Origin of the sequence: Streptomyces sp. NPDC007162, from assembly GCF_040634175.1 — a bacterium.
Taxonomy (GTDB): Bacteria; Actinomycetota; Actinomycetes; order Streptomycetales; family Streptomycetaceae; genus Streptomyces.
The window spans coordinates 1-13,298 of the sequence record NZ_JBEYFC010000233.1; the positions used below are offsets into that span (position 1 = coordinate 1).

Annotated in this window: 9 protein-coding genes; 2 read left to right on the forward strand and 7 right to left on the reverse strand. The window is 71.8% G+C overall.

Annotated elements, in window-relative coordinates; genetic code table 11:
- The 5 genes from ilvC to ABZ646_RS25505 all read right to left on the reverse strand — a co-directional run.
- On the reverse strand, window positions 1-590 hold a 590-nt coding region (gene ilvC / locus ABZ646_RS25485), incomplete at its 3' end, for a ketol-acid reductoisomerase (protein ID WP_360523190.1).
- A gap of 130 nt (window positions 591-720) precedes the next feature.
- Window positions 721-1,245 (reverse strand): acetolactate synthase small subunit, encoded by a 525-nt coding sequence (ilvN, locus tag ABZ646_RS25490; RefSeq protein ID WP_093498923.1) that lies wholly within the window; start codon window positions 1,243-1,245, stop codon window positions 721-723.
- Window positions 1,246-1,265: 20 nt separating this feature from the next.
- Entirely contained in the window at window positions 1,266-3,116 is a 1,851-nt protein-coding gene (locus ABZ646_RS25495) for an acetolactate synthase large subunit (protein WP_360523194.1), read from the reverse strand.
- A gap of 254 nt (window positions 3,117-3,370) precedes the next feature.
- Window positions 3,371-6,373, reverse strand: coding sequence for an EAL domain-containing protein (locus ABZ646_RS25500; RefSeq protein WP_360523197.1), 3,003 nt, complete (start codon window positions 6,371-6,373; stop codon window positions 3,371-3,373).
- Between the two features lie 393 nt (window positions 6,374-6,766).
- A complete protein-coding gene (locus tag ABZ646_RS25505) occupies window positions 6,767-7,717 on the reverse strand; it encodes a 2-hydroxyacid dehydrogenase (protein WP_360523200.1) in 951 nt (316 codons plus the stop codon).
- 109 nt (window positions 7,718-7,826) lie between these two features.
- Here ABZ646_RS25505 and ABZ646_RS25510 point away from each other — a divergent pair, with 109 nt between their 5' ends.
- Both ABZ646_RS25510 and ABZ646_RS25515 read left to right on the forward strand, forming a co-directional pair.
- Window positions 7,827-8,825, forward strand: coding sequence for an aldo/keto reductase (locus ABZ646_RS25510; protein WP_360523202.1), 999 nt, complete (start codon window positions 7,827-7,829; stop codon window positions 8,823-8,825).
- 131 nt (window positions 8,826-8,956) lie between these two features.
- Window positions 8,957-10,102 carry a PQQ-dependent sugar dehydrogenase gene (locus ABZ646_RS25515; protein ID WP_360523205.1) on the forward strand — a complete coding sequence of 382 codons (1,146 nt, stop codon included), beginning with the start codon at window positions 8,957-8,959 and terminating at the stop codon, window positions 10,100-10,102.
- 10 nt (window positions 10,103-10,112) lie between these two features.
- Here ABZ646_RS25515 and ABZ646_RS25520 read toward each other — a convergent pair whose 3' ends face one another.
- Both ABZ646_RS25520 and ABZ646_RS25525 read right to left on the reverse strand, forming a co-directional pair.
- Window positions 10,113-10,334: a DUF6191 domain-containing protein gene (locus ABZ646_RS25520; protein ID WP_360523208.1), complete on the reverse strand. Its 222-nt coding sequence runs from the start codon at window positions 10,332-10,334 to the stop codon at window positions 10,113-10,115.
- 21 nt (window positions 10,335-10,355) lie between these two features.
- The coding region (locus tag ABZ646_RS25525) for an AAA family ATPase (protein ID WP_360523211.1) at window positions 10,356-13,298 on the reverse strand (2,943 nt) is incomplete at its 5' end.

A 13,298-nucleotide genomic window follows, 5' to 3' on the forward strand; every position in this document is an offset into this window, starting at 1 on the left:
GCCTGCTCACCGAACAGGTCGGTCTCGGTCTCCTCGGTGAAGGTCGTCTTGATGACGCCGGCGCGGGTACCGCCGATGCCCTTGGCGTACGACAGGGCCAGCTCGAAGCCGTTGCCGGTGGCGTCCTGCTCGACGGCCACGATGCAGGGGACGCCGCGGCCCTCCTCGTACTGGCGGCGCACCAGGTGGCCCGGGCCCTTCGGGGCGACCATGCAGACGTCGACGCCGGCCGGGGGCTTGATGAAGCCGAAGCGGATGTTCAGGCCGTGGCCGAAGAACAGGGCGTCGCCGTCGTTCAGGTGGGGAGCGATGGACTCCTCGTAGACCTTGGCCTGGATCGGGTCCGGGACCAGGATCATGATGACGTCGGCCTCGGCGGCGGCCTCGGACGGGGTCACGACGCGCAGGCCCTGCTCCTCGGCCTTCGCCTTGGACTGGGAGCCCTCGTGCAGACCGACACGGACGTCGACACCGGAGTCGCGCAGCGACAGCGCGTGGGCGTGGCCCTGGCTGCCGTAGCCGATGACCGCGACCTTGCGGCCCTGGATGATGGACAGGTCGGCGTCAGCGTCGTAGAACAGCTCGGCCACTTTGGGTTCTCTCCTTGGTGTGCAGATGTTGCGTCCCACCGTATGACGGCGGGTGGAAGGGAAGTCTCGGGGTCTCGGCATACGGGCGGCCGACGGCCGTCGGCCGCCCGTACAAAGGCTGACTCAAGCCTTACGCAGAACGGTCGAGGGCGCGCAGGGAGCGGTCCGTGATCGAGCGGGCGCCGCGGCCGATCGCGATGGTGCCGGACTGGACCAGTTCCTTGATGCCGAACGGCTCCAGCATCTTGAGCATGGCGGTCAGCTTCTCGCTGCTTCCGGTGGCCTCGACGGTGACGGCCTCCGGGGAGACGTCGACGGTCTTGGCGCGGAACAGCTGGACGATCTCCACGATCTGGGAGCGCGTCTCGTTGTCGGCGCGCACCTTCACCAGAACGAGTTCCCGCTGAACGGCCGAACCCGGCTCCAGTTCGACGATCTTCAGCACCTCGACGAGCTTGTTGAGCTGCTTGGTGACCTGTTCGAGCGGCAGGGCCTCGACGCTCACCACGATCGTGATGCGGGAGATGTCGGCGTGCTCGGTGACTCCGACGGCGAGCGAGTCGATGTTGAAGCCGCGGCGGGAGAAGAGGGCCGCGATCCGGGCCAGGATGCCCGGCTTGTTCTCCACCAGGACGGAGAGCGTGTGCTTGGACATGTTTTCTGCGTCTCTCTCGCTCAGTCGTCTTCGTTGTCGCCGAAGTCGGGGCGGACGTCCCGGGCGGCCAGGATCTCGTCGTTGGAGGTGCCGGCGGCGACCATCGGCCACACCATGGCGTCCTCGTGGACGATGAAGTCGACGACGACGGGGCGGTCGTTGATGGAGTTCGCCTCTTCGATGACCTTGTCGAGGTCGTCCGGGGACTCGCAGCGGATGGCGTGGCAGCCCATGGCCTCCGACAGCTTGACGAAGTCGGGGACGCGGGTGCCGCGCGCGTCCGGGTTGACGTCGTCCGGCCCGGAGTGCAGCACCGTGTTGGAGTACCGCTGGTTGTAGAAGAGGGTCTGCCACTGGCGGACCATCCCGAGGGCGCCGTTGTTGATGATGGCGACCTTGATCGGGATGTTGTTCAGGGCGCAGGTGGTGAGCTCCTGGTTGGTCATCTGGAAGCAGCCGTCGCCGTCGACCGCCCAGACGGTGTTGCCGGGCGCGCCGGCCTTGGCGCCCATGGCGGCCGGGACCGCGTAGCCCATGGTTCCGGCGCCGCCGGAGTTCAGCCAGGTGGCGGGCTTCTCGTACTGGATGAAGTGCGCGGCCCACATCTGGTGCTGGCCGACGCCCGCCGCGAAGATCGTGCCCTCCGGGGCGAGCTGCCCGATCCGCTCGATGACCTGCTGCGGGGAGAGCGAGCCGTTGTCCGGCTGGTCGTAGCCGAGCGGGTAGGTGTCGCGCCACCGGGAGAGGTCCTTCCACCAGGCGCTGTAGTCGCCCTGGTGGCCCTCGCTGTGCTCCTTCTGCACGGCCTGGATCAGGTCGGCGATGACCTCGCGGGCGTCCCCGACGATCGGCACGTCGGCGGCGCGGTTCTTGCCGATCTCCGCGGGGTCGATGTCGGCGTGGACGATCTTCGCGTACGGGGCGAAGCTGTCCAGCTTGCCGGTGACACGGTCGTCGAAACGGGCTCCGAGGGCGACGATCAGGTCGGCCTTCTGCAGCGCGGTGACGGCGGTGACCGCACCGTGCATGCCCGGCATTCCCACGTGCAGCGGGTGGCTGTCGGGGAACGCGCCGAGCGCCATCAGGGTGGTGGTGACGGGCGCTCCGGTGAGTTCGGCGAGGACCTTCAGCTCGGCGGTGGCCCGCGACTTGATGACGCCGCCGCCGACGTAGAGGACGGGCCGCTTCGCGGACGTGATCAGCTTGGCGGCCTCGCGGATCTGCTTGGCGTGCGGCTTGGTCACCGGGCGGTAGCCGGGCAGGTCCATCACCGGCGGCCAGGAGAAGGTGGTCTTCGCCTGGAGGGCGTCCTTGGCGATGTCGACCAGGACCGGGCCGGGACGGCCGGTCGAGGCGATGTGGAACGCCTGGGCGATGGTCCGCGGGATGTCCTCGGCCTTGGTGACCAGGAAGTTGTGCTTGGTGATCGGCATGGTGATGCCGACGATGTCCGCCTCCTGGAAGGCGTCCGTACCGATCGAGGAGGACGCGACCTGGCCGGTGATCGCCACGAGCGGCACCGAGTCCATGTGCGCGTCCGCGATCGGCGTCACCAGGTTGGTGGCACCCGGGCCGCTGGTCGCCATGCAGACGCCGACCTTGCCGGTGGCCTGCGCGTAGCCGGTGGCCGCGTGACCGGCGCCCTGCTCGTGCCGGCACAGGACGTGGCGCACCCGGGTGGAGTCCATCAGCGGGTCGTAGGCGGGCAGGATCGCGCCACCGGGGATGCCGAATACCGTGTCAGCGCCGACCTCCTCGAGGGAGCGGATGAGGGACTTCGCACCCGTGACGTGCTCGACGGGGGCGGACTGCTGTCCTCCGGAACGGGGCCGCGGCTGCGGATGGTGGGCCCCGGTGGCCTGCTCGGTCATCGGCATTCTCTTCTCGATGCTGAGGGTTTTTGCGAGGTTCGTACGGAATTCTGCTGCCGTACGCATGCTGTACGAGTGGTGCTGGTGCAACAAAAAACCCCTCGTGCCAAAAGGCAAGCGAGGGGAGCGCGCCGGTGTGGTCGCTGGGGTTTCCGGAGCCGTCTCCGGTGGGTCCCAGCTCAGCCGACGCGCTGTCCAAGTACGAGAATTCGGGTGCGCATGGGACTGACCCTCCCTCTGACGCGCACCACGTGTCAAGTGGGTGGGACGGGAGTCTCATTATGTGAGCGAAGGGCACTTCCGCCTCCGAGCACCGCGGGGACACCACTGGTGTACACCCCCGCGCCACCCCCTGCGAAGACCGGCTCGGCCGGCGCGTGCGGGACCGGGTAGTGGCCGGAGCCGAGCGCCCGGCGCAGCCGGTACTCGTCCACCGGGCCGGAGAAGGCCATGCCCATGCCGTGGGTGCACCCCATCGCGCGCAGGGCGGTGACCTGTTCGGGCAGGTCCACGCCCTCGGCCACGGACTGGAGGCCCAGGTCGCAGGCGATCCGCAGCAGTCCGCTGGTGATCTTGTGCAGCCGGGGCGACTCGACGACGCCCTCGACCAGACCGCGGTCCAGTTTGAGTACGTCGACGGGGAGCTTCCTGAGCGCCGTGATCGCCGCGTAGCCGCTGCCGAAGCCGTCCAACGCGATCCGGACGCCGAGCCTGCTGAGCGCGGTGAGCCGGCGCTCCAGCTCGTCCAGCGGGATCCTGGGGTCGGTGTCGGACAGCTCCAGGACCAGTGCCCCGGAGGGCAGCCCGTGCCGGGTGAGGAGGGCCTCCACGGAGCCGAGCGGCGAGGACCGGTCCAGCAGCCGCCGGGCGCTCAGGCGCACGGCGACCGGCACCACCAGCCCGCCCGCGGCCCGCTCGGCGGCCTGCTCGACCGCCTCCTGGAAGATCCACCGGTCCAGCTCGGCGGTCTTGTCGCTGTCCTCGGCCACCCGCAGGAACTCGGCCGGCGTGAACAGCACTCCCTGCGAGGAGCGCCAGCGCGCCTGCGCGGAGACCGATTCGATCCGGCCGTTCTCCAGGCACACCACGGGCTGGTGCAGCAGCGCGAACTCGCCGTCGTGCAGCGCGGCCCGCAGCCGGGTGGCCAGTTCCGCCTTGCGTACGACGTCCTGCTGCATCTGCGGCTTGTACAGCTCGACGCGGCCCTTCCCGGCCGACTTGGCGCGGTACATCGCCAGGTCGGCGTTGCGCAGCAACTCGCCCGCGCCGAGGCCCGGTTCGGCGAAGGCGACGCCGATGGACGCGTTGACACGGACATCGTTGCCGTCAATCAGGTACGGCTGGGAGAGGGTCACCCTGAGGCGGTCGGCGAGCTCCAGGATGTGCCGCTCCCGGGCACTGCGGTCACGGGTGCCGTCCCCGACGATCAGCGCCGCGAACTCGTCGCCGCCCAGCCGGGAGGCGGTGTCGCCCTGGCGGACCGCGTCCTGGAGTCTGCGCGCGGCCTGGACGAGCAGTTCGTCCCCGGCCTGGTGCCCGATCGTGTCGTTGACGGCCTTGAACCCGTCCAGATCGATGAAGAGCACCGCCGTGTTCCGCAGTGCGGGGCCCCGGTCCGAGGAGCGGCGGCCGGACAGCGCCTGCTGCACGCGCCGGGTGAACAGGGCGCGGTTGGGCAGGTCGGTGAGCGGGTCGTGCTCCGCGTTGTGCTGGAGCTGCGCCTGCAGCCGCACTCTCTCGGTGACGTCCCGGCTGTTGAAGATGAGGCCGCCGTGGTGCCGGTTGACGGTGGACTCGACATTGAGCCAGCCGCCCTCGCCGGACCGGAAGCGGCACTCGATCCGGGTGGTCGGCTCCTCCTGGGGCCTGGCGGCGAGGAAGCGGCGCACCTCGTGCACCACGCAGCCGAGGTCCTCCGGGTGGATGAGGCTGGCCAGTTCCGAGCCCACCAGGTCCTCGGCGGTCCGCCCGTAGACACCGGCGGCCGCCGGGGAGACGTACCGGAGGATGCCGTTGGGTGCGGCGATCATGATGACGTCGCTGGAGCCCTGGACCAGGGAGCGGAAGTGGTTCTCCTGCTGCGCCAGTTCCTGGGTGAGGGTGATGTTGTCGAGCAGCATGATGCCCTGGCGCACGACGAGCGCGAGGACCACGCAGCCGGCGGTGATCAGGACCACGTGGTCCGGGCTGCGGCCGTCGAGGACGTTGTAGAGGATGCCCAGGGTGCACACGCCGGCGGCCAGGTACGGGGTGAGCGCGGCCAGGGAGCCGGTGATCGGCCGGCCGGCCGGGTACCGGCTGTGATCCCCTCCGGGGATGGGCGCGGACGGCTGCCTGGGCGCCGGGGCCCGGCCGCCGGGCACGTGCTCGTGGACGACACGGGTGTGCCCGTCGGGCTCCTGGGCGCCCTGGGGCCGGGGCGCGGCCCAGGGGGCGTACGCCAGCAGCAGTGAACCGGCGAACCAGCCCGCGTCCAGCAGCTGACCCGAGCGGTAACTGCTGTGCAGCAGCGGTGAGGTGAACAGGGCGTCGCACATCACGGTGAGCGCGAGCGCGCCGATCGCGGTGTTCACCGCGGTGCGGTTGCCGGGCGAACGCCGGAAGTGCAGCGCGAGCACCATGCTGACCAGGGCGATGTCCAGCAGCGGGTACGCCAGCGAGAGCGCGGTGTGCGCGACGCTGGGCCCGTCGAACCGGGCGGCCTGGGCGAGCGCGAGGCTCCAGGACAGGGTGAGCAGCGAGCCGCCGATCAGCCAGGCGTCGAGGCCCAGGCAGATCCAGCCGGCCTTGGTCACCGGCCGCTTGGCCAGCACCAGCAGGCCGACGATGGCGGGCGGCGCGAAGCACAGGAAGAACAGGTCGGCGTAGCTGGGGCTGGGCACCGGCCGCTGGAGCACGACCTCGTACCATCCCCAGACCGCGTTGCCCAGGGCCGCCATCGCCGAGGAGAGGGCGAACAGCAGCCAGGCAGATCGAAAGCGGACCCGCGGGGAGCGGGCGTAGACGAAGCACGACACGGCGGCGGTGCCGGCGGCCGCGGTCAGACCGAAGTCGCCCATGAACAGGGCGATCTGGTTCGAGCCCCAGTCGAACGCGGAACCGACGGCGTATCCCGCGCAGATCAGGGCCAGGACGAGTTGGCGGACCATGCCGGTCCGGCCGCCGGTGGCCGGCGGGCGGGGATGCGGCTTCCCGGCCGGAGGCTGTGCCCGCAGCGCTCCGGGGAGGGTGGTCCTCACAGGCGTCGGCGCTGTCACCGGACCCTCCCGGCCCGCGCCGCTCCCGGGTGCCTCGGGCTCCGGTGCGCTGGGTGGGGGTGCCGTCCGCGGTGCCCGTGCTGGTGATGGCTGGTGTGGTGGCCGCGTCGGCGCGCAGCTGTGCGCCAGGGTCGCCGCCGGCGGCTCCGCCGCGTCGGATCGTTCGTCCATAGGCCGTGCATCGCCCGTCGCCCCCCTCACAAATCTGAAATGTCCGTCCCCGGCGCCGAACGGCTCACGGCGCAGCCCCTGTCGGGACGATACACCAGTCTCGTCACTCAGGGACATAGCTTCTCTACGCTCCGTGACGACCAGCGACTATGCCCGCACGCACCGCGCCCGGAAGGTTGCGGACCGTACCGGAAGCGGATTGCGGGGGCGTTGCCGCGAGGGTCAGTCGGCGGCGGATCCCGTCGTAAGGATCACGTTGCGCAGCGGCTCCCGGTTCACGAAGCGGTTCAACTGATCGGTGACGAGGCGTGTGGCGCGCGGCAGGAAAGCCGAGGTGGGGCCGCCGACATGAGGGCTGATCAGGACGCCCGGCGCCTGCCACAGGGGGTGGCCGGCCGGCAGCGGTTCGGGGTCGGTGACGTCCAGGGCCGCGGTGATACGGCCGCTCTCCAGTTCGGCGAGCAGCGCCTTGGTGTCCACGACGGGCCCGCGTGCGACGTTCACCAGCAGTGCGCCGTCCTTCATCCGGGCGAGGAACTCGGCGTCGACGAGGCCGCGTGTGGTGTCCGTGAGGGGCGTGGAAAGGATGACGACATCGGCTTCCGGAAGCAGATTCGGCAGTTCGGTGAGCGGATGCACGGGACCGCGCGCCGAAGCGCGCCCGGAGCGCGCAACGCGCGCCACCCGCGCAACCTCGAAGGGCACGAGCCGGTCCTCGACGGCCTCGCCGATGGCGCCGTAGCCGACGATGAGGACGTTGCGGTCGGCGAGGGCGGGGTGGAAGCCGCTCTGCCAGTGCTCCTGCTGCTGGGCCCGGACGAATCCCGGGATGCCGCGCAGTGACGACAGCGTCAGGGCGAGCGCCAGTTCGGCGGTGCTCGCCTCGTGCACGCCGCGCGCGTTGCACAGCTGGACGCCGGGGACGATGAGGTCCTTGGCCGCGATCATGTCGTCGACGCCGGCGGTGAGGGTCTGGATGAGCCGGACGTTGCGCATCCCCGCCAGCGGCCGCACCTTCACGGGCTGCCGCTTCATGTAGGGGACGACGTAGACGGCGCAGTCGGCGGGGTCACCGGGGAACTCCTGGCCACCGTCCCAGAACAGATAGTCGAGCCCTTCGGGCAGCTCGGTGAACTCGTCCGGCGGGATGGGCAGCCATGCGTCTTGGGTCATGGTCAGGAGGCTAGGGCCTGTCCGGCGGGTCCGGCCGGGCAGGCCCTACGTCAGGCGCGTGATCGTGCAGAGGTTAGGTTGGGGGTCCACGAAGGAGGTTCACGGGCTGGTGGAGCGCAGGACGATCGGCGCGGGGGCGCTCGCGGTGGGGGCCGTCGGACTCGGGTGCATGCCGATGAGCTGGGCGTACAACGGTTCGCGACAGCGGGGCGACGAGTCGGTGAGAGCGGTGCACCGGGCGCTGGACCTGGGCGTGTCCCTGCTGGACACCGCGGACATGTACGGGCCGTTCACCAACGAGCTGCTGCTGGGCCGGGTGCTCAGGGAGCGGCGGGCCGATGCCTTCGTGTCGACGAAGGTGGGGCTGCTGGTGGGCGACCAGCACATCGTGGCGAACGGCCGGCCCGGGTATGTGAAGCGGGCCTGTGACGCGTCGCTGCGCCGGCTCCAGACGGACGTCATAGACCTCTACCAGTTGCACCGCGCCGATCCCGAGGTTCCCGTCGAGGAGACCTGGGGCGCGATGGCGGAACTGGTGCAGGCGGGGAAGGTGCGCGCGCTGGGGCTGTGCGCCGTGGGGGCGCGCGGGGGGCGCAGGTCGGGGGCGCGGATGCACGACGCCACGTTGCGGCAGCTTCGGCGAGTGCAGCAGGTGTTTCCGGTGACCGCGGTGCAGGCGGAACTGTCGGTGTGGTCACCGGAGGCGCTGGAGGCGTTGCTGCCATGGTGCGCGGCGCGGGGCGTCGGCTTCCTCGCCGCGATGCCGCTGGGCAACGGTTTCCTCACGGGGACGCTCAGGCCGGGTGAGGGGTTCGAGCCGGATGACCTGCGGGCCCGGCATCCCCGGTTCACGGCGGAGATGATGGCGGCGAACCAGCCGATCGTCGCGGGGCTGCGGAGGGTCGCGGGGCGGTACGGGGGTGAGGTCACCGCCGCTCAGGTGGCGCTGGCGTGGGTGCTGGCGCAGGGGGCGCATGTGGTGCCGGTGCCGGGGACCAAGCGGGGACGGTGGGTGGCCGAGAACGCCGGGGCCGTGGGTGTGCGGCTGAGTGCGGGGGATCTTGCCGAGCTGGGGCGGCTGCCTGCGGCGCAGGGGTCGTGGGACTGAGTGACCTTGGCTGGTCGCGCCCACGCGGCGGAGCCGCACATCGACACGGTCCCGCGCCCCTTTGGGGCGCGCTCTGCACTAACGTCGGGCAGAGAGCTGCCGGAAGGACCGTGATCGTGCAACGTCGAGGTGTGACCGCTGTGTTGGCCGCGGCCGGGGTGCTGCTCGTCGGCGGGTGTTCCTCCGGGGGCGGGGGTGGCGGGGCGCCCACGCCGCCCTGGGCCGAAAGTGCGTCGGCCGGGGCGTCCGCCTCCGCGTCCGCCGAGGCCGTCGCGCCCGCCAAGGGGTCGGTCAAGGTGGTGCGCACGGTGGCCGAGGGGCTGAAGTCGCCCTGGGGGCTCGCGCCGCTGCCGGACGGGGGCGGACTGCTGGTCTCCGACCGGGACGACGGGACGATCAGCAGGGTCGACGAGAAGACCGGGAAGATCACCGAGCTCGGTGTCGTCTCCGGGGTGTCCGCCGCCGGTGAGGGCGGGCTCCTCGGTATCGCCCTCTCGCCCGGCTTCGCCTCGGACCGCATGATCTACGCGTACTTCACCTCGGCCTCCGACAACCGGATCGTGCGGATGCTGTGGGACGGCGACAAACCGGCCGACGAGCAACTGGGCGCGCCCGACACGGTCTTCAAGGGCATCCCCAAGGGGTTCATCCACAACGGCGGCCGGATCGCCTTCGGTCCCGACGGCATGCTCTACGCCGGCACCGGCGAGAGCGGGCAGCGTGGTCTCGCCCAGGACAAGGGGTCACTGGGCGGGAAGATCCTGCGGCTGACCCCGGAGGGCGATCCGGCCCCCGGCAACCCGTTCCCGAACTCGCCCGTCTACACCTACGGCCACCGCAACGTGCAGGGCCTGGCCTGGGACGACGAGCAGCGGCTGTTCGCCTCGGAGTTCGGCCAGGACACCTGGGACGAGCTGAACGCCATCAAGCCCGGCGGCGACTACGGCTGGCCCAACGCGGAGGGCAGGTCCGGCGACCCGAAGTACGTGAACCCGATCGCCCAGTGGCACACCGACGACGCCTCCCCCAGCGGGATCGCCTACGTGAACGGGGTCATCTGGATGGCGGGCCTGAAGGGGCAGCGGCTGTGGCGTGTTCCGCTCAGGGGCACGACCGCGGCCGCCGCGCCGCAGGCCTTCCTCACCGGCGAGTACGGCCGACTGCGGACGGTGGTGGCGGCGGGCGGCGACAAGGTGTGGCTGGTGACCAGCAACACGGACGGACGGGGCAGGCCGAAGGCCGGCGACGACCGGATTCTCGAGCTGGAGGTGAAGTAGGCGGCACCGCTCACACCTCGTCGTCGCCGGAGTCGGCGGCGGAGTCGGCGGCGGCCTCCTCCTCGGGCTCCTCCTGCGGAAGCCGTATGACGACCTTGCCGGACGCGAGGTCTATCGGACCGCGTCCGGGATCCGTGTCCCCCACGTCCTCCCGGGTGAGCTCCAGCCGTTTCTGCTCGTCGTGGGTGTGTTTGCGACCGGGTGCGAAGAGCTCGTCGAACATGTTGAACACGGTGCCTCCTGTGCCGGTCCCCTACCTGGTCGGGTCGAGCGCCTCGGCGGGGAACAACCCCAGTCTGTGGGCCACCGCCGCTGCCTCGCCCCTCCCTGCAACGCCCAGCTTGCCCAGAATGTTCGAGACGTGGACGCTGGCGGTCTTCGGGGATATGAACAGCTCGCCGGCGATCTGACGGTTGGTGCGGCCGGCCGAGACCAGGCGCAGTACGTCCCGCTCCCGGCTGGTGAGACCGAGGCTCTCGGCGGGGTCGAGGGCCCGGCCGGGGGTCCTGGCGGTGAGGGTGAGACGGGCGCGCTGGGCGAGCAGGGCCACGGCCTCCGCCAGCGGACGGGCGCCCAGGTGCTCGGCGACCGCACCGGCCAGGCGGAGCAGTTCCCGTGCCCGCTCGCGCTCGTCGTCACCGGCGGCCTCCTCGAGCAGAGCCTGGGCGAGGCGGCGGCGGGCCCGGGCGAGGTCGTAGGGGCGGTCCAGGGTCTCGAAGTCGGTGACCACGTCGGACCAGAGGGCGGCGGTGTCGGTGCCGCGGGCGCGGTGCAGTTCGGCGCGGGTCCAGCGCTCGTACGCCTGCCAGACGGGCACACCGGTGGCGAGCTTCCGCACCGCTTCGGTGAGCCGGTCGAGGACCTCGGCGCGGCCTTCGGCGGCCGCGGGCAGGGCACGGGCGTCGGCCTCGGCGGTGGCGGCGGCCAGCAGCACGGACCAGCCGTAGCGCTGGGTGCCCGGCGGGAAGCCCGCTTCCAGGGCGCGGTGCAGTTCGGCGCGGGCGTCGTGGAGGCGCCCTTCCCCGGCGGCGACGCCGATGGTGACGCGGGCCACCGGCAGCCACTGCTCGGGCATGGGGTCATGGGTGCCGAGGTGGGCGCAGGCGACGGACAGCTGGCGGCCCGCCTCGGCGATGTCGCCCCGGGCCAGGGCGAGATGGGCGAGACGCAGGGCGCTGGAGCCCCGGGGCTTGGCGCCGGCCGCGGAGCCGAGGGCGCCCACCGCGGCCTCGGCGGCCTCCTCCCACTGCCCCAGCGTGTACAGCGAGTCGGAGAGGTTGTCCCAGATCCAGGCCTCCGCATCCAGCAGCCCGAACCTGCGGGTGAAGGCCAGGCCCTCGCGCAGCAGCACCACGGCTTCCCGGGAACGGCCGACCGCCTCCAGTTCGGACGGCAGGTTCACGTAGGCGCGGCCCGCGACGTGCGCCACGCCTTCCTGGAGCGCGGCCTCCTTGACCCGGGCCATCTCCGTCAGTCCGGCCTCGACGTCGCCCGCGTCGACCATGAGGCCGCCGAGGGTGAGGCGCGCGTTGAGCTCGATCTCGCGGGCGCCCACCATCCGGGCGTACTCCACGGCCCGTTCCGCCGCGGCGAAGGCCTCCGGGCCGGGTTCGTGGAGCATGGACCAGGCGGCGACGTTGGCCAGCACGTCGGCGTGCACCTCCGAGGGCGGCAGGCCGCGCACCAGGTCCTGGGCGGTGCCGAGTTCCTGCCAGCCGTCGCCCCGCGCCAGGGCCTGGACCAGCCGGGAGCGCTGCACCCAGAACCAGGCGGCGCGCAGGGGGTCACCCTCCTCCTCCAGGATCCGCAGTGCCTTCTTGGTGATCTTCAGGGCGCGTTCCCGTTCGCCGCAGAAGCGGCCGGCGACCGCTGCCTCCGCCATCAGGTCGAGGTAGCGCAGCGGGGCGGTGGCCGGGTCGCAGCCGCAGGGAGGGTAGACGTCGGTGTAGTCGACGGGGCGCAGGGCGGCGCGGATCTCCTCGGGGGCGGTGTCCCACAGCTCCATGGCCCTTTCCAGGAGCCTGAGTTGCTCGCTGTAGGCGTGCCTGCGGCGGGCCACGACGGAGGCGTCGAGGACGGCGGGAAGTGCCTTGGCGGGATCGTGGGCCTGGTACCAGTAGCTGGCGAGGCGGGTCGCCCGCGCGTCGGCCGGCACCAGGGTGGGGTCGGCCTCCAGTGCCTCGGCGTAGCGCCGGTTGATCCGCGAGCGTTCGCCGGGCAGCAGGTCGTCGGCGACGGCCTCGCGGACCAGGGAGTGCCGGAAGCGGTAGCCGTCGCCGGCCGGGGTGGCGGTGAGGATGTTGGCGCCGACGGCGGCCCGCAGCGCCTCGATGAGGTCGTCCTCGGCGAGCCGGGCGACGGCCTCCAGCAGCCGGTACCCGACGGTGGAGCCGCCCTCGGCGACGATCCTGGCGACCCGCTGGGCGCTCTCCGGCAGTGCCTCGACGCGCACCAGGAGCAGGTCGCGCAGCGAGTCGGTGAGGCCGGTGCAGCAGCTCTCGGCGCCGGCGACGGCGAGTTCCTCGACGAAGAAGGCGTTGCCGTCGGAGCGGTCGAAGATCTCGTCGACCTGGGCGGGGTCGGGTTCGGTGGCCAGGATGCCGGCGATCTGACGGCCGACCTCCTCCCGGTTGAACCGGGCCAGTTCGAGGCGGTGGACGGTGCGCATTCGGTCGAGTTCGGCGAGCAGGGGACGCAGCGGGTGGCGGCGGTGGATGTCGTCGGAGCGGTAGGTGGCGAGGACGACGAGCCGGCCGGCGCGCAGGGTGCGCAGCAGGTAGGCGAGGAGGTGGCGGGTGGAGGCGTCGGACCAGTGCAGGTCCTCAAGGACGAGGACCACGGTGCGGTCGGCGGCGATCCGTTCCAGCAGCCGGGCGGCGAGTTCGAAGAGGCGGGCCGTGCCCTGTTCGTCGTGGCGGCTGGTGGTGGCCTCGCCGAGTTCCGGCAGCAGCCGGGCCAGTTCCTCCTCCTGGCCGGCGGCGGCCGCGGCCCACTCGTCGGGCAGGGCGGCCCGCAGGGTGCGCAGCGCGCTGGAGAAGGGGGCGAACGGCAGCCCGTCGGCACCGATCTCCACGCAGCCGCCGAGCGCGACGACCGCACCCTCGCGGCAGGCGACCGCGGCGAACTCCTCGACCAGCCGGGTCTTGCCGACGCCGGCCTCACCGCCGAGCAGCAGCGCCTGCGGCTCGGCGGCACC